This window comes from Micromonospora sp. NBRC 110037 (assembly GCF_001652995.1).
GTDB lineage: Bacteria > Actinomycetota > Actinomycetes > Mycobacteriales > Micromonosporaceae > Micromonospora > Micromonospora chalcea.
In genome coordinates this window covers 15720-32617 of the sequence record NZ_BBVA01000011.1, presented here as the reverse complement: position 1 = coordinate 32617, position 16898 = coordinate 15720, and the positions used below count along the sequence as shown (strand labels likewise).

General features: G+C 74.2%; 16 protein-coding genes. 11 read left to right on the top strand and 5 right to left on the bottom strand.

Annotated elements, in window-relative coordinates:
• The first annotated feature begins 17 nt into the window (after nt 1–17).
• The 9 genes from pheT (at nt 18) to argH (ending at nt 11143) form a co-directional block, all read left to right on the top strand.
• Entirely contained in the window at nt 18–2564 is a 2547-nt protein-coding gene (pheT, locus tag A4R25_RS26750) for a phenylalanine--tRNA ligase subunit beta (protein WP_064448493.1), read from the top strand.
• A 171-nt stretch (nt 2565–2735) separates the two neighbouring features.
• Nucleotides 2736–3737 carry an N-acetyl-gamma-glutamyl-phosphate reductase gene (argC, locus tag A4R25_RS26745; protein ID WP_064448492.1) on the top strand — a complete coding sequence of 334 codons (1002 nt, stop codon included), beginning with the start codon at nt 2736–2738 and terminating at the stop codon, nt 3735–3737.
• Nucleotides 3734–4906, top strand: coding sequence for a bifunctional glutamate N-acetyltransferase/amino-acid acetyltransferase ArgJ (argJ, locus tag A4R25_RS26740; RefSeq protein ID WP_064448491.1), 1173 nt, complete (start codon nt 3734–3736; stop codon nt 4904–4906). Before argC ends, argJ begins: the two co-directional genes overlap by 4 nt.
• Complete coding sequence (argB, locus tag A4R25_RS26735; RefSeq protein WP_064448490.1) at nt 4903–5790, top strand: acetylglutamate kinase; 888 nt, start codon at nt 4903–4905, stop codon at nt 5788–5790. The genes argJ and argB overlap by 4 nt, the downstream gene beginning before the upstream one ends.
• Nucleotides 5787–7031, top strand: coding sequence for an acetylornithine transaminase (locus A4R25_RS26730; RefSeq protein ID WP_043324922.1), 1245 nt, complete (start codon nt 5787–5789; stop codon nt 7029–7031). The genes argB and A4R25_RS26730 overlap by 4 nt, the downstream gene beginning before the upstream one ends.
• Nucleotides 7028–7954, top strand: a complete 927-nt coding sequence (argF, locus tag A4R25_RS26725) for an ornithine carbamoyltransferase (RefSeq protein WP_043324921.1) — start codon at nt 7028–7030, stop codon at nt 7952–7954. The genes A4R25_RS26730 and argF overlap by 4 nt, the downstream gene beginning before the upstream one ends.
• On the top strand, nt 7951–8463 hold the full coding sequence (locus tag A4R25_RS26720) for an arginine repressor (RefSeq protein WP_043324920.1): 513 nt from the start codon (nt 7951–7953) through the stop codon (nt 8461–8463). The genes argF and A4R25_RS26720 overlap by 4 nt, the downstream gene beginning before the upstream one ends.
• Complete coding sequence (locus tag A4R25_RS26715) at nt 8460–9665, top strand: argininosuccinate synthase (protein ID WP_043324919.1); 1206 nt, start codon at nt 8460–8462, stop codon at nt 9663–9665. The genes A4R25_RS26720 and A4R25_RS26715 overlap by 4 nt, the downstream gene beginning before the upstream one ends.
• 14 nt (nt 9666–9679) lie before the next feature.
• On the top strand, nt 9680–11143 hold the full coding sequence (gene argH, locus A4R25_RS26710; protein WP_030271078.1) for an argininosuccinate lyase: 1464 nt from the start codon (nt 9680–9682) through the stop codon (nt 11141–11143).
• A gap of 50 nt (nt 11144–11193) precedes the next feature.
• On the opposite strand, the gene A4R25_RS26705 is transcribed toward argH, so the two are convergent.
• From A4R25_RS26705 to A4R25_RS26695, 3 genes are all read right to left on the bottom strand, one after another.
• Nucleotides 11194–11547 (bottom strand): MmcQ/YjbR family DNA-binding protein, encoded by a 354-nt coding sequence (locus A4R25_RS26705; RefSeq protein WP_064448489.1) that lies wholly within the window; start codon nt 11545–11547, stop codon nt 11194–11196.
• A 64-nt stretch (nt 11548–11611) separates the two neighbouring features.
• A complete protein-coding gene (locus A4R25_RS26700; protein WP_030502457.1) occupies nt 11612–12046 on the bottom strand; it encodes a hypothetical protein in 435 nt (144 codons plus the stop codon).
• Between the two features lie 146 nt (nt 12047–12192).
• A complete protein-coding gene (locus A4R25_RS26695; protein WP_043324917.1) occupies nt 12193–12831 on the bottom strand; it encodes a DNA-3-methyladenine glycosylase in 639 nt (212 codons plus the stop codon).
• 139 nt (nt 12832–12970) lie between these two features.
• On the opposite strand from A4R25_RS26695, the gene A4R25_RS26690 reads away from it, so the two are divergent.
• Nucleotides 12971–14071: an LLM class flavin-dependent oxidoreductase gene (locus tag A4R25_RS26690; RefSeq protein ID WP_043324916.1), complete on the top strand. Its 1101-nt coding sequence runs from the start codon at nt 12971–12973 to the stop codon at nt 14069–14071.
• Nucleotides 14068–14694, top strand: a complete 627-nt coding sequence (locus A4R25_RS26685; RefSeq protein WP_043324915.1) for a CE1759 family FMN reductase — start codon at nt 14068–14070, stop codon at nt 14692–14694. Before A4R25_RS26690 ends, A4R25_RS26685 begins: the two co-directional genes overlap by 4 nt.
• Nucleotides 14695–14879: 185 nt before the next feature.
• Here A4R25_RS26685 and A4R25_RS26680 read toward each other — a convergent pair whose 3' ends face one another.
• Entirely contained in the window at nt 14880–15764 is an 885-nt protein-coding gene (locus tag A4R25_RS26680; RefSeq protein ID WP_064448488.1) for a universal stress protein, read from the bottom strand.
• Nucleotides 15765–15835: 71 nt separating this feature from the next.
• Entirely contained in the window at nt 15836–16744 is a 909-nt protein-coding gene (locus A4R25_RS26675; RefSeq protein WP_064448487.1) for a universal stress protein, read from the bottom strand.
• Nucleotides 16745–16898: the final 154 nt, after the last annotated feature.

The window sequence follows — 16898 nt, the reverse complement described above, 5'->3', positions numbered from 1 at the left end:
ACGGTGGTTTAACAGTCATGCGAGTTTCTGTCAGTTGGCTGCGCGAGTACGTCGACCTGCCGGCCGACCTGCCCACCGGCGACCTGGAGCAGGCGCTGGTCGACCTCGGCATCGAGGTCGAGTCCGTGGTGGACCTGCGCGAGTCCGTCACCGGCCCGCTGGTCGTCGGCGAGGTCCTGGAGATCGAGGAGCTGACCGGCTTCAAGAAGCCGATCCGCTTCTGCCGGGTCGACGTCGGCGCCGCGAACGGCACCGGCGAGCCGCAGGAGATCGTCTGCGGGGCGCGCAACTTCGCCCAGGGCGACAAGGTCGTGGTGATCCTCCCCGGCGGAGTGCTGCCCGGCGGGTTCGCGATCGGCGCGCGCAAGACGTACGGGCGCAACTCCCACGGCATGATCTGCTCGGCCCAGGAGCTGGGACTGGGCGACGACCACTCGGGCATCGTCGTGCTGCCCGAGGACGTCAAGGCCCAGCCCGGCGACGACGCCCGGCCCGTCGTCGGCCTGGACGACGTCGTGGTCGAGATGGAGATCACCCCGGACCGCGGGTACGCGCTGAGCGTGCGCGGCATCGCCCGGGAGCTGTCGCACGCGCTCGGCGTGCCGTTCCGCGACCCGGCCGACGCGCCAGCGCCCGGCGCGACCGCCGAGCCCGCGTACCCGGTGGAGGTCCGTGACCCGGTCGGCTGCGACCGGTTCGCGGCGCGGATGGTGCGCGGCGTCGACCCGACCGTGGAGACGCCGGGCTGGATGCGGCAGCGGCTCACCGTGGCCGGCGTGCGCAGCATCTCGCTCGCGGTCGACATCACCAACTACCTGATGCTCGAACTCGGCCAGCCGATGCACGCCTTCGACGCGGACCGGATCGCCGGGCCGCTCGTGGTGCGCCGCGCCGAGGCGGGGGAGAAGCTGACCACGCTGGACGGGGTGAGCCGGACGCTGTCCGCCGAGGACCTGGTGATCTGCGACGACACGGGTCCGATCTCGCTGGCCGCGGTGATGGGCGGTGAGACCAGCGAGGTGCTCGCCTCCACCACGAACGTGCTGTTCGAGGCGGCGCACTGGGATCCGGCGACCGTCGGCCGTACCGCGCGGCGGCACAAGCTGTTCAGCGAGGCGGCGAAGCGGTGGGAGCGGGGCGTCGACCCGGCGCTGCCGCTGGTCGCGCTGGACAAGGCGGTCCGGCTGCTCACCGACCTCGCCGGCGGCACGGCCGGCGACGAGGTGCTCGACATCGACCACGTCGCGCCGCGTACGCCGGTGACGCTGCCGGTGGACCTGCCGTCGCGGCGGGTCGGCGTGTCCTACTCGCCGGACCGCGTGGTGGAGCTGCTGGAGCAGGTCGGTTGCACAGTCACGCGCGGCGCGGACCGGCTCGCCGAGGACCCGGGCACGGCCGGGGTCGGCTCCGGCGAGGGTGAGGTGCTGACCGTGACGCCGCCGAGCTGGCGTCCCGACCTGACCGACCCGGCCGACCTGGTGGAGGAGGTGGTACGCCTCGACGGCTACGACCGGGTGCCGTCGGTGCTGCCCACCGCGCCGCCCGGCCGGGGCCTGACCTGGCAGCAGCAGCGCCGCCGGGCCGTCGCCCGCTCGCTCGCCGAGCGCGGCTACGTCGAGGTGCTGGCGCAGCCGTTCGTCGCGCCGGAACTGGTCGACCAGCTCGGCCTGCCCGCCGACGACCCGCGCCGCCCCGCGGTACGCCTGGCGAACCCGCTGTCGGAGGAGGAGCCGCTGCTGCGCACCACGCTGCTCGGCCCGCTGCTCGGCATCGTCAGGCGCAACGTCGGCCGGGGTCAGCGGGACGTGGCGATCTACGAGATCGGCACCGTCTTCCACCCGCGCCCCGGCGCCGGCGCCCCGCCCGCGATGGGCGTGGACCGGCGGCCCACCGACGAGGAGTTCGCCGCCGCCGACGCGGTGGTACCTGCCCAGCCGCGGCACGTCGCGGTCGCGCTGACCGGCGAGATCGAGCCGGCTGGCTGGTGGGGCGCGGGCCGCGCGGCCGGCTGGGCCGACGCGATCGAGGCGGGCCGGGCCGTGCTCGACGCCGCCGGGATCCCCGCCGACCGGGTGACGGTACGGGCCGGCGAGCGCGCGCCCTGGCACCCGGGCCGCTGCGCCGAACTGGTGGTGGACGACGTGGTCGTCGGCCACGCCGGTGAGCTGCACCCGGCCGTGCTGGCCGCGCTGGAGCTGCCCCGGCGGACCAGCGCCATGGAACTGGACCTGGACGCGCTGCCCGCCGCCCCCCTGGTCGCCGGCCCGACCATCTCCACGTTCCCGCCGGCGCTGATCGACGTGGCGCTCGTGGTGGACGACGCGGTGCCGGCCGCCGAGGTGCGGGCGGCGCTGGTCGAGGGCGCGGGCGCGCTGCTGGAGGACGTCCGCCTGTTCGACGTCTACACCTCCGAGCAGCTCGGCGAGGGGCGCAAGTCGCTGGCGTACAAGCTGACGTTCCGCGCCCCGGACCGGACCCTGGCGGGCGAGGAGGCGGTGGCGGCGCGCGACGCGGCGGTCGCTGTCGCCGCCGAGCGCTTCGGCGCCACCCTGCGCGGCGCCTGAAAGGAGGGGCCCCCTCTTAACGCCTCCGGCAGCGGAGGGGGCCCCTTTTAACACCGCGCGCACGCGAGCCGCCCGTGAACGTCGTCTCATGGCTATGCAGCGCGCCGTATGACCTTGCGATGAGGTCGCCCCGACCGGTACCCTTCTCTGCATAGTCATGCGGAGGTGGGTATGGGCATTCGAACAGTGGTGGCCGGGGCGAGTGGATACGCCGGGGGCGAACTGCTGCGCCTGCTCGCCGGTCACCCCGAGTTCGAGCTGATCGCCGCCACCGCGCACACCCAGGCCGGTCAGCCGGTCACCGCCGTACACCCGCAGCTCGCCGGCCTGGACCTGGTCTTCGCCGCGACCGAACCGGCGACCCTGGCCGACGCGGACCTGGTGTTCCTGGCCCTGCCGCACGGGCAGTCCGCGGCGCTCGCCGCGGCGCTGCCCGATTCGGTCAAGGTGGTCGACCTGGGCGCGGACCACCGGCTGCGTGACGCCGGCGCCTGGTCCCGCTACTACGGCGGGGAGCACGCCGGCGCCTGGACCTACGGGCTGCCCGAGCTGCCCGGCCAGCGGGCCGAGATCGCCGCCGCGTCGCGGGTGGCCAGCACCGGCTGCTACGCGGTGGCGACCACGCTGGCGCTGGCGCCGCTGATCGCGGCCGGCGCGGTACGCCCCGACGACGTGGTGGTGGTCGCCGCCTCCGGCACCTCCGGCGCGGGCCGGGCCGCCAAGACCCACCTGCTCGGCAGCGAGGTGATGGGCGACCTGTCGCCCTACAAGGTGGGCGCGCACCAGCACGTGCCGGAGATCAAGCAGGCCACCGGCGCGACCGGCCTGTCCTTCACCCCGGTGCTCGCGCCGATGCCCCGGGGCATCCTGGCCACCGTCACCGCCGTGCCCACCGGCGACGCCGACCCGCGCGCGGTGCTGGCCGCCGCGTACGCCGACGCGCCGTTCGTGCACGTGCTGCCCGAGGGCGCGTGGCCGCACACCGCCGCCACCGCCGGGTCGAACTCCTGCCACCTCCAGGCGACCGTGGACGTCGACTCGGGGCGGGTGATCGTGGTCAGCGCGATCGACAACCTGGGCAAGGGCGCGGCCGGCCAGGCCGTGCAGAACGCCAACCTGATGGTGGGTCTCCCCGAGACCACCGGTCTGTCCGTGTTTGGAGTGGCCCCGTGAGCGTCACCGTCCCCCGTGGGTTCCGCGCCGCAGGTGTCGCGGCCGGACTGAAGTCTTCCGGCGCGCCCGACGTCGCCCTTGTGATCAACGACGGCCCGGACGCCGGTGTGGCGGGTGTCTTCACCGCCAACCGGGTCAAGGCCGCGCCGGTGCTGTGGAGCCAGCAGGTCGTGCACGGCGGCGTCGTGCGCGCCGTGGTGCTCAACTCCGGCGGCGCGAACGCCTGCACCGGCCCGGCCGGCTTCCAGGACACCCACGCCACCGCCGAGCACACCGCCGCCGCGATCACCGCGGCGAACGCGCGGCTCATCGTCGGCGCGGGCGAGGTCGCTGTGTGCTCGACCGGCCTGATCGGCGAGCGGCTGCCGATGGACAAGCTGCTTCCCGGCGTACGCGACGCGGTGCGCGGCCTGTCCCGCGACGGCGGCCCGGCGGCCGCCGAGGCCATCATGACCACCGACACCCAGCCCAAGACGACAGTGGCGCAGGGTACGGGCTGGACCGTCGGCGGCATGGCCAAGGGTGCGGGCATGCTCGCCCCGGCCATGGCCACGATGCTCTGCGTGCTCACCACCGACGCGGTGGCCGGGCCGGACGCCCTGGACGCCGCGCTGCGCGCCGCCACCCGGATCACGTTCGACCGGATCGACTCCGACGGCTGCATGTCCACGAACGACACGGTGCTGCTGCTGGCAAGCGGCGCGTCCGGGATCGAGCCGACCGCCGAGGAGCTGACCGCCGCGGTCACCGCCGCCTGCCACGACCTGGCCCAGCAGCTCCTGGCCGACGCGGAGGGCGCGACGAAGGAGGTCGCGATCGAGGTGGTCGGCGCGGCCAGCGAGGACGACGCGGTCGAGGTGGGCCGTACGGTGGCCCGCAACAACCTGGTCAAGACCGCGCTGTTCGGCAACGACCCGAACTGGGGCCGCATCCTCGCTGCGGTCGGCACCACCACCGCCGTGTTCGAGCCGGACGGCGTCGACGTCGCGGTCAACGGCATCTGGGTGTGCCGGGGCGGCGCCGCCGCCGAGGACCGCGCCAAGGTGGACCTCACCGGCCGCGGCGTCACCGTCCGGATCGACCTGCACGCCGGCGTCGACACCGCCACCATCTGGACCAACGACCTGTCCCACGCGTACGTACACGAGAACTCGGCCTATTCCACATGAATCTGAGTGCTGACCTCACCCGGGCCCAGGCCAAGGCCGCCACGCTGATCGAGGCGCTGCCCTGGCTGGCCCGCTTCTCCGGCGCCACCGTCGTGGTCAAGTACGGCGGCAACGCCATGGTCGACCCGGAACTGCAGCGGGCGTTCGCCGCCGACATGGTGTTCCTGCGCTACGCCGGCCTGAAGCCGGTGGTGGTGCACGGCGGCGGCCCGCAGATCTCCGCCATGCTCGGCCGGCTGGGCATCGCCAGCGAGTTCCGGGGCGGCCTGCGGGTCACCACCCCGGAGGCGATGGACGTGGTCCGGATGGTCCTGGTCGGCCAGGTCGGCCGGGAACTGGTCGGGCTGATCAACGCGCACGGCCCGTACGCGGTCGGCCTCTCCGGCGAGGACGCCGGGCTGTTCACCGCCGTGCGCCGTCCCGCGTACGTGGGCGGCGAAGCGGTCGACGTGGGCCAGGTTGGTGACGTGGAGTCGGTGAACGTCTCGGCGGTCACCGACCTGATCGCCGCCGGCCGGATCCCGGTCATCTCGACAGTCGCGCCGGACGCCGACGGGGTGCTGCACAACCTCAACGCGGACACCGCCGCCGCCGCGCTCGCGGTGGCGCTGGACGCCCGCAAGCTGGTCGTGCTGACCGACGTGCCCGGCCTGTACGCCGACTGGCCGGACACGTCCAGCCTGGTCAGCGAGATCACCGCGGACGACCTGGCGAAGCTGCTGCCGTCCCTGGAGTCGGGCATGGTCCCGAAGATGGAGGCCTGCCTGCGGGCGGTGCGCGGGGGAGTGCCCGCCGCGCACGTCGTCGACGGCCGGGTCGCCCACTCCACGCTGCTGGAAGTGTTCACGTCGGAGGGCTTCGGAACCATGGTGATCGACTCATGAGCACGCTGGTGCAGCGGTGGAACGCCACCATGATGGACAACTACGGCACGCCGCCGCTGGCGCTCGTCTCCGGCTCCGGCGCCGTCGTGACCGACGAGACGGGCCGGGAGTACGTCGACCTGCTCGGCGGCATCGCCGTCAACGCGCTCGGCCACGCCCACCCGGCGGTGGTGGCCGCCGTCAGCAAGCAGGTCGCGACGCTCGGGCACGTGTCGAACCTGTTCGTCGCCGAGCCGCCGGTGGCGCTGGCCGAGCTGCTGCTGGCGCTGGCCGGCCGCCCCGGCCGGGTGTTCTTCGCCAACTCCGGCGCGGAGGCCAACGAGGCGGCGTTCAAACTGTCCCGGCTCACCGGCCGCCGGCACGTGGTCGCCACCCACGGCGGCTTCCACGGCCGGACCATGGGCGCGCTGGCGCTGACCGGGCAGCCCGCCAAGGCCGACCCGTTCCGCCCGCTACCAGGCGACGTGACGCACGTGCCGTTCGGCGACGCCGACGCGCTGGCCGAGGCGGTCACCGACGACACCGCCATGCTGATCATCGAGCCGATCCAGGGCGAGAACGGCGTGGTCGTCCCGCCGCCCGGCTACCTCGCCGCGGCCCGGCGGATCACCGCCGCGCACGGCGCGCTGCTGGTGCTGGACGAGGTGCAGACCGGCATCGGCCGGACCGGCCACTGGTTCGCCCACCAGGCCGACGGCGTCGAGCCGGACGTGATCACGCTCGCCAAGGGCCTCGGCGGCGGACTGCCGCTGGGCGCCTGCCTGGCCTTCGGCCGGGCCGCCGACCTGCTCACCCCCGGCTCGCACGGCACCACGTTCGGCGGCAATCCGATCAGCTGCGCCGCCGCGCTCGCGGTCGTCTCCACGATCGCGCACGAGGGCCTGCTCGACCACGTCAAGCGCGTCGGCGAGCGGCTGCGGCGCGGCGTCGAGGCGCTCGGCCACCCGCTGGTACGCGAGGTGCGCGGCGCCGGCCTGCTGCTCGGCATCGTGCTCGACCAGCCGGTCTCCGCCGCCGCGGCGGCAGCGCTGCGCGACGCGGGTTTCCTGGTGAACCCGGTGCAGCCGGACGTGATCCGGCTCGCCCCGCCGCTGATCCTCACCGTGGCGCAGGCCGACGCCTTCGTCGCCGCGCTGCCCGCCGCGCTGCCCGCCGCCGCGCCGCACCCTTCCACCGACGCCGCAGCGACCGCCGACGACGCCGCGTCCGACGCCACGACCCCGACGGAGGCTCCCGCATGATCCGCCACTTCCTGCGCGACGACGACCTCACGCCCGCCGAGCAGGCCGCCGTGCTCGACCTCGCCGCCCGGATGAAGACCGACCGGTACGGCCACCAGCCGCTGGCCGGGCCGAAGTCGGTGGCGGTGCTGTTCGACAAGCAGAGCCTGCGGACCCGGATCTCGTTCGACGTGGGCATCGCCGAGCTGGGCGGGCACCCGCTGGTGGTGGACACCCAGGTCACCCACTTCGGCCGCGGCGAGACGCTGGCCGACGCCGGCCGGGTGCTGTCCCGCTACGTCGCCGCGATCGTGCTGCGCACCCACGGCGACGACCGGATCGCCGAGGTCGCCGAGCACGCCACGGTGCCGGTGGTCAACGCGCTCACCGACACGTACCACCCCTGCCAGATGCTGGCCGACCTGCTCACCGTGCGCGAGCGCTTCGGCGGCACCGCCGGGCGGATCCTCGCGTACGTGGGCGACGCGGCGAACAACATGGCCCACTCGTACCTGCTGGCCGGCGCGACCGCCGGGATGCACGTGCGGATCGCCGGCCCGGCCGGGTTTCAGCCGGACCCGGAGATCGTGGCCCGCGCGGAGAAGATCGCCGCCACCACCGGCGGCTCGGTCCAGGTGCTCACCGACCCGGCCGAGGCGGTACGCGGCGCGCACGTCGTCGCCACCGACACCTGGACGTCGATGGGGCAGGAGGCCGACGGGCTGGACCGGATCACGCCGTTCCTGCCGTACCAGGTCAACGCCGCGCTGCTCGGCCACGCCGACGCCGACGTGATCGTGCTGCACTGCCTGCCCGCCCACCGGGGCGAGGAGATCACCGACGAGGCGCTCGACGGCCCGCACAGCGCGGTGTTCGACCAGGCGGAGAATCGTCTGCACGCCCAGAAGGCGCTGCTGACGTTTCTCCTGGAGGAATCCGCATGACCGCTCCGCTGACCCGCGCCGCGCGGCACGCCCGCATCGTCGAGCTGATCCGCGACACCCCGATCCACTCGCAGACCGAGCTGGCCGACCTGCTCGCCGGCGACGGCATCCAGGTCACCCAGGCCACGCTGTCGCGGGACCTGAAGGAACTGGGGGCGGTGACCGCGCGCGGCGGTGACGGGCGGGGCGTCTACCTGATCCCGGAGGACGGGCACCGGCCGCTGCGCGACGCCGAGGGCGCGCCGGCCCGGCTGGTCCGGCTGCTGCGTGAGCTGCTCAACGGCGTCGACTCCAGCGGCAACATCGCGGTGCTGCGCACCCCGCCGGGCGCGGCCCAGTACCTCGCCAGCGCGCTGGACCGGGCCGGCCTCACCGAGATCGTCGGCACCATCGCCGGCGACGACACCATCCTCGTCGTGGCCCGGGAGGCCGACGGCGGGGCGGCGCTGGGCGAGCGGCTCGCCGCCTGGGCCCGCCGGGACGACACAGTCGAAGGGAGCACGACGTGACCGAGCGGGTCGTGCTGGCGTACTCCGGGGGCCTGGACACCTCGGTCGCCATTCCGTACCTGGCCGAGCAGACCGGCGCGGAGATCATCGCGGTGGCGGTCGACGTCGGCCAGGGCGGCGAGGACATGGCCGTGATCCGGCAGCGCGCGCTCGACTGTGGCGCGGTCGAGGCCGAGGTGGTGGACGCGCGCGACGAGTTCGCCGCCGACTACTGCCTGCCGGCCATCCGGGCCAACGCCCTCTACATGGACCGGTACCCGCTGGTGTCCGCGCTGTCCCGGCCGCTGATCGTCAAGCACCTGGTCGCCGCGGCGCGCGCCCACGGCGGCACGATCGTGTCGCACGGCTGCACCGGCAAGGGCAACGACCAGGTCCGCTTCGAGGTCGGCCTGGGCGCGCTCGCGCCCGACCTGAAGGTGATCGCCCCGGCCCGGGACTTCGCCTGGACCCGGGACAAGGCGATCGCGTTCGCCGAGGAGAAGGGGCTGCCGATCGACGTGTCGGCGAAGTCGCCGTACTCGATCGACCAGAACCTGTGGGGCCGCGCGGTGGAGACCGGCTTCCTGGAGGACATCTGGAACGCCCCGGTCGAGGACCTCTACGCGTACACCGAGGACCCGGCGTCGGAACGCGACCCGGACGACGTGGTGCTCACGTTCGACGCCGGCGTCCCGGTCGCGATCGACGGCGAGACGGTCACCCCGTACGAGGCGATCCGGGAGCTGAACCGGCGCGCCGGGGCGCACGGCGTGGGCCGGCTCGACATGGTCGAGGACCGGCTGGTCGGCATCAAGAGCCGCGAGGTGTACGAGGCACCCGGCGCGGTCGCGCTGATCACCGCCCACCAGGAGCTGGAGGCGGTGACAGTCGAGCGGGACCTGGCCCGGTTCAAGCGCGGCGTCGACCAGCGCTGGGGTGAGCTGGTCTACGACGGGCTCTGGTTCTCGCCGCTGAAGCGCGCGCTGGACGCGTTCATCGACGACGCGCAGCGGCACGTCAGCGGCGAGGTGCGGCTGCGGCTGCACGGCGGCCGGGCCGTGGTGACCGGCCGGCGTTCCGAGGCGAGCCTGTACGACTTCGGCCTCGCCACGTACGACACCGGTGACACGTTCGACCAGTCGCTGGCGAAGGGTTTCGTGCAGTTGTGGGGCCTGCCCAGCCGGATGGCGGCGGCGCGGGACGCCCGGATGGGAGGAGTCTGATGGGGGGCACCACAATGGGTGGGGTGGACGACAAGAGCCTGACCGAGAACAGCGCCCCCGCCAACCGGACGAGCCTCTGGGGCGGCCGGTTCGCCGGCGGCCCCGCCGAGGCGCTCGCGCGGCTGTCGGTGAGTGTCCAGTTCGACTGGCGCCTCGCCCCGTACGACATCGCCGGTTCCCGCGCGCACGCCCGGGTCCTGGCCGGCGCCGGCCTGCTCGACCCGGACGAACTGGGCCGGATGCTTGCCGCGCTGGACGACCTGGAGGCGGCGTGCGCCTCCGGCGCGTTCCGCCCGACCGTTGACGACGAGGACGTGCACACCGCGCTGGAGCGTGGCCTGCTGGAGCGGCTGGGCAGCCTCGGCGGCAAGCTGCGCGCCGGCCGGTCCCGCAACGACCAGGTCGCCACCGACCTGCGGCTCTACCTGCGTGACCACGCCCGCGGGGTGGCGGCCCGGCTGGTCGAGCTGGCCGAGGCCCTCGTCGAGCAGGCGGAGCGGCACGTGGACACCGCCGCGCCGGGCATGACGCACCTGCAGCACGCCCAGCCGGTGACGTTCGGGCACTGGCTGCTGGCCCACGTGCAGCCGCTGCTGCGCGACCTGGAGCGGATGCGGGACTGGGACGAGCGGACCGCGATCAGCCCGCTCGGCGCGGGCGCGCTGGCCGGGTCGGGGCTGCCGCTGGACCCGGTGGCGGTCGCCAAGGAGCTGGGCTTCCGTACCTCGTTCGCCAACTCGATGGACGCGGTCGCGGACCGCGACTTCGTCGCCGAGTTCCTGTTCGTCACCGCGATGATCGGCGTGCACCTGTCCCGCCTCGGCGAGGAGGTGGTGCTCTGGACGTCGCAGGAGTTCGGCTGGGTCGAGCTGGACGACGCGTTTGCCACCGGCTCGTCGATCATGCCGCAGAAGAAGAACGCGGACATCGCCGAGCTGGCCCGGGGCAAGTCCGGCCGCCTGGTCGGCGGCCTGATGAGCGTGCTCACCATGCTCAAGGGCCTGCCCATGACGTACGACCGGGACATGCAGGAGGACAAGGAGCCGGCGTTCGACGCGGTCGACACGCTGGAGCTGCTGCTGCCCGCGCTGGCCGGGATGATCTCCACGATGACGGTCCGGGTGGACCGGCTGGTGGCGAGCGCCCCGTCGGGTTTCTCGCTCGCCACCGAGGTCGCCGACTGGCTGGTCCGGCGCAACGTGCCGTTCCGCGACGCGCACGAGATCACCGGCAAGCTGGTGGCGCTCTGCGCGGCCCGGGACTGCGCGCTGGACGAGGTGTCCGACGCCGACCTGGCCGCCGTCAGCGAGCACCTGGACCCGTCGGTGCGCGACGTGCTGTCGGTGCGTTCGGCGCTGGCCGCCCGCATCACGCCCGGCTCCACCGGGCCCGGCCCGGTCGCCGACCAGCTCGCCGCCGCGGCGGACAAGCTGACCGGCTGGCGGGAGTGGGCCGCCGAGCGGGTCGTCCCCCGCTGACCTGCGGCTGATCCGGGGGCAGGCACCCGCCTGCCCCCGGATCACACCGGTCAACCGGTGGGGCGCTCGCGTTTCGGCAGCTTCGCCACCACCGCGTCGTACGACCCGTCGACCGCCTCGACCAGCTCGTCGTCCGGGATGCCGCCGGAGAGCCGCAGCGTGTTCCAGCCCGACCGGCCGATGTAGGGGGAGGGGCGCGCGTCGGCCGGGAACCGGTGCAGCCACTCGTCGGCCACCTCCCGGGACGCCCCGCACTTCACCCCGACCCGCGCCTCACCCTCGGGCGAGCCGAGGAACGCGAAGATCCGGCTGCCCACCTTCACCACCTCGTCGCCCTCCCACGGCCGGTCGAGCCAGGCTCCCGGCTTGGCCAGGCAGTAGGCGAGCATCTCCTCGCGCGTCATCGCGTCCTCCCGTGCCGTCGTCCGGCGCAGTCTCGCCCGCGGCTGTGACAGTGCGCGCCGTCGGTCAGTCGCCGGTGCCGGTGCGGACGGTGAGCCGCTCGTAGCGCTGCCGGGCCGCCTGGGCGCTGCCCAGCCCCAGCCCGAAGGCGATCGCCTGCCAGGTCATGCCCCGGCCGCGGGCCACCTGGAGCAGCCCGGCCTCCAGTGCGTCCACCTCGGAGCGCACGTGCGGGATGAGCGTCAGCGCGGCCATCAGGTCGGCCTGGTCGACCGGCTCCTCACCCTCGTCCAGCTCGGCGCCCCCGGCGAGCGCCATCACCAGCGTGGCCGCCTCGTAGGCGTCGGGCACGTCGGGGTGGGCGTAGCGACGGCGGCGGGAGTTGGTGCCGGCGTGCCGCTCGGCGATCCGCAGCAGCGCCGCGTAGTTGCGGTGCGCCCGTGCCTGGGCAGCATCCGGAGCGGTGAACGGGTCGTTGTCCACGGTGACCATGTCGTCCATCCCACACCCAAGAATGGCCCGTTGTCAACACCCCGTTGAAAGCCCCTCGTATAAAACACCGTGACCTCAACGCATGGTGAAGGGTCGGCGCGTCATGCCACCACAGACGCGCCGCGGGGTGTCCCGGGTTGCCCGGAACGGCCGATTCAGGCCGGCGAGTTCCGCACCGGGGCGGCCGGAGCGGGCCGGCGACGCGGGGTGTGCCGCCGGTAGACGCTCACGCTCGGCTCGTCCGCCAGCCAGAACCGCCACGGCAGGTCGTGCGCGGCGGCGACCCCGACACGCGGCCCGGCGACGATGTGCGCCGGGTCGACCGGGATCGCCGGTGGCGTCAGCAGCAGCGGGCCGCTGCCGTCGATAGCCGAGGTGCCGTTCGCGTCCCGCCCGATCCCGAGCGCGGTGACCAGCCGGGCCGGCCCGCGGGCCAGATCCCGGTCGGCGGCGCGCGGCCTGCGCTCGCGGGCGGTCTCGACGCCGCCGACCACCTCGCCCGCGCGCAGCAGCACCGCCGCCGCCTCGCCGTCGCGCCCGCAGACGATGTTCGCGCACCAGTGCATGCCGAACACGAAGTACACGTAGACGTGCCCGGCGGGCCCGAACATGACCTGGTTGCGCGGCGTCGGCCCGCGGTGGGCGTGCGACGCCGGGTCCTCGCCGGTGCCCGCGTACGCCTCCACCTCGGTGAGGCGTACGGTGACGCCGCCGGCCGACACGGTCCAGCCGAGCAGCGTCCGCGCGGTCTGCGCGATCTGCGCGGCGGGCGCGGAGAGCCAGGGGTACGTCATCGCGGCAAGGGTAGTCGGTGGGAGGCGCGTGATCCGGGCCACGCCGGGGCGGGCGGCCACCGGAATAGTTGACTCGTCAAATATGTTGTGAGGAGCGATCCCGGGCCGACCGGTCCGGACCCCACGCGAGGAGCTGGTCATGCAGTTCGGAGTCTTCACCGTCGGTGACGTCACCCCCGACCCGACAAACGGGCGACTGCCGTCCGAGCGTGAGCGGATCAAGGCCATGACCGCCATCGCGCTCAAGGCCGAGGAGGTCGGCCTGGACGTCTTCGCCACCGGCGAGCACCACAACCCGCCGTTCGTGCCGTCGTCGCCGACCACCATGCTCGGCTGGATCGCCGCGCGCACCGAACGGCTGCTGCTGTCCACCGCGACCACGCTGATCACCACCAACGACCCGGTGAAGATCGCCGAGGACTACGCGATGCTGCAGCACCTCGCCGACGGCCGGGTGGACCTGATGATGGGGCGCGGCAACACCGGGCCCGTCTACCCGTGGTTCGGCCAGGACATCCGCAACGGCATCCCCCTGGCCATCGAGAACTACGACCTGCTGCGCCGGCTCTGGCGCGAGGACGTGGTCGACTGGAAGGGCCGGTTCCGTACGCCGCTGCAGGCGTTCACCTCGACCCCGCGCCCGCTCGACGGCGTGCCGCCGTTCGTCTGGCACGGCTCGATCCGCAGCCCGGAGATCGCCGAACAGGCCGCGTACTACGGCGACGGCTTCTTCGCCAACCACATCTTCTGGCCCAAGGAGCACACCCAGCGGATGGTCGGCCTCTACCGGGAGCGGTTCGCGCACTACGGCCACGGCTCACCCGACCAGGCCATCGTCGGCCTCGGCGGGCAGGTATTCATGCGCCGCAACTCCCAGGACGCGGTACGCGAGTTCCGCCCCTACTTCGACAACGCCCCGGTCTACGGGCACGGCCCGTCGCTGGAGGAGTTCACCCGCGAGACGCCGCTGACGGTGGGCAGCCCGCAGCAGGTCATCGACCGGACGCTGGGCTTCCGCGAGTACGTCGGCGACTACCAGCGGCAGCTCTTCCTGATCGACCACGCCGGCCTGCCGCTGAAGACGGTGCTGGAGCAGCTCGACCTGCTGGGCGAGGAGGTGGTACCGGTGCTGCGCAAGGAGTTCGACTCGCTGCGTCCCGCGCACGTGCCCGAGGCGCCCACCCACGCCGGCCTGCTGGCCGCCCGCGACGCCGCTCCGGCCGACGGGGAGCAGCGATGACCCGTCGTACCCTGGCGGTCGTCTCGGCCGGGCTCGCCCAGCCGTCGTCCACCCGTCTGCTCGCCGACCAGCTCGCCGCGGCCGCCCGCGACGAGCTGGCCGGGCGCGGCGCGACGGTGGAACTGCGCACCGTGGAGCTGCGCGAGCACGCCCACGACGTGGTGAACCACCTGCTCACCGGCTTCGCGCCGGCCGCGCTGCGACAGACACTCGACGCCGTGGCGGCCGCCGACGCGCTGATCGCGGTGACGCCGATCTTCAACGCGTCCTACAACGGGCTGTTCAAGTCGTTCTTCGACGTGATCGACCGGGACACGCTCGCGGGCAAGCCGGTGCTCATCGGGGCGACCGGCGGCACCGCCCGGCACTCCCTCGCGCTGGAGCACGCGGTCCGGCCGATGTTCACGTACCTGCGGGCGGCGACACTGCCCACTGCGGTGTTCGCCGCGCCGGAGGACTGGGCCGGTGACGACGGGGACAGCGCGCTGCGGTCCCGGATCCGCCGGGCCGCCGCCGAGCTGGCCGAGCAGGTGGACCGCCGCCCGCCCGCGACCGGCCCGGCCGACCCGTTCGCGCTCACCACCGACTTCGCCGACCTGCTCGCCGGCCGCGACCCGGCCTGACGCCGGGGCGGTGCGGCGCGGGGGCGACCGCTACCGAGCGTTACCGTCCCGGCGAAACCACGCCGGAAACTCGATATGCCTGAGAGGCATATTTATGCCTCTCAGTCATATCGCTCGGAAGACATCTCTCGCGCCGGGCGGCCCGGCGGACAGGGCCGGCGCGGGGCCGCCGCCCGCGAGGCGGCTCAGTCGTCGGCCGGCTCGGGCCGGTGGGCGACGAGCACCGGGCAGTGGGAGTGCTGCACCATTGCCTGGCTGACCGAGCCGAGCAGCAGCCCGACGAAGCCGCCCCGGCCCCGGGAGCCGACCACCACGAGCGCCGCCTCGCCGCTGGCCTCGACGAGCGCGGTCTCCGGCGAGGGGGAGGTGACGGACCGCTCCGTCACCCGCAGGCCCGGATGCGCCGACCGGACCCGGTCCGCGGCCTCGGCCAGCAGTCCCGCCGCCTCGGCCCGCTCGGCGGTGGAGGCCTCCGCCGCGACCTCGGGCGCCACCGCGCCGCGTTCCGGCGACCGGACGTGCATCAGCACCAGCTCCGCGTCGCGCCGCTCGGCCTCGTCGGCAGCCAGCTCGATCGCGTACGCGGCCGAGTCGGAGCCGTCCACGCCGACCAGCACCGGCCCGTCCACCGGAATCGGCTGCTCCTCCGGGCGGACGATCAGCACCGGGCAGTGCCCGTGCTGCGCGAGCTGCCCGCTGACCGAGCCGAGCAGCAGGCCGGCGAAACCGCCCACGCCCCGGCTGCCCACCACGACCAGCTCGGCGCGGCGGGACTCCTCGACCATCGTCGCGCCCGGACCGCCGGCCACCTGGCGCACCTGCACCCGCAGGCCCGGGTGCCGCTCGGTCAGGTCGGCGGCGACCGACTCGAGCATCTTCTCCGCCTCCGCGGTGGGCGCCGGCACCCCCAGGTCGTACGGGTTGAGCGGCACGCCGTAGCCGAGCGGGTGCAGGTAGCCGTGCACCAGCACCAGCGGCCGGGAACGTGCCACGGCGGTCGCGGCAGCCAGGTCGGCGGCGGCCAGGCTGGACGGCGATCCGTCCACTCCCACCACGACGGGTCGGTTCATCAGGTCTGTTCCCTCCGGTCGGCTCAGGCCATTGTGGCGGTCCCGGCGGCGCCGGGACCGCCGAACCGGGGTCAGCGTTCCCGGCCCCCGCGGTGCCGGACGACGGCCAGCGGGCTGTGGCAGTGGTGCAGCACGGCGTGGCTGACCGAGCCGAGCAGCAGCGAGCCGAGGCTACCCCGCCCGTGCGCGCCGACCACCGTCAGCTGCGCCCCGACGGACTCCTCGACCAGCACTCGGGCCGGCGTGGCGGCGGCGACCAGCTTCGGCCGCACCGTGACCTCCGGGTAGCGCTCGGTCCAGCCGGCGACCGCGTCGGCCAGCACCCGCTGCTCGTCGGCGCGCAACTGCTCCGGCTCGTACGCCAGCGGCAGGACGTCGCCGAACGCCTCGCGGTAGCTCACCGGCTGCGGGTACAGCCAGGTGTGCACCACCACCAGCTCGGCGTCGCGCGCCGCGGCCTCGGCGAACGCGAACCCGACCGCCTCGTCGGACAGCGCGGACCCGTCCACGCCGACCACCACCGGGCCGTCGGCGCGGGCCTCGCCCCAGGCGACGAGAACCGGGCAGTCCGCGCGGGCGGAGAGCTGCACCGCCGCCGAGCCGACCAGGAGTTCGGCGAAGCCGCCCAGGCCACGGTGGCCCAGCACGAGCAGCGCGGCGTCGCGGCTCTCCCGCAGCAGCACCGCGACCGGCCCGCCGTCGACCACCGCGCCGGTCACCGCCAGCTCCGCGTCGACCTTGCGGGCCTCGTCCACCGCCTCCTCGACCAGCTTCTCGGCCTCCTGGCGCAGCTCGATGTCGGGCAGCACCGGGGCGACCATGCCCAGCGGCGTGCCGACCAGCGGCCACAGGAAGGCGTTCACCACCCGCAGCGGCCGGTGCCGCAGCACCGCCTCGCGTGCGGCCAGCCGTACCGCGTCCAGCGCGGACGGGGAGCCGTCCACGCCCACCACGACGGGGGCACCGGTCCTGTCGGTCATGACGTCCTCCTTCGGTTCCCCCTCAGCCTGCGCCGACGGCTGCCACCTGGGCAGAGTCGATCCGCCCGGCACGGCCGGGACCATCGGCCCCTACCGGCCGGGCCGTTCGCGAGGTGGAATGGGAACCAGTGCTCCCTCCTGTCGATCCTGGAGG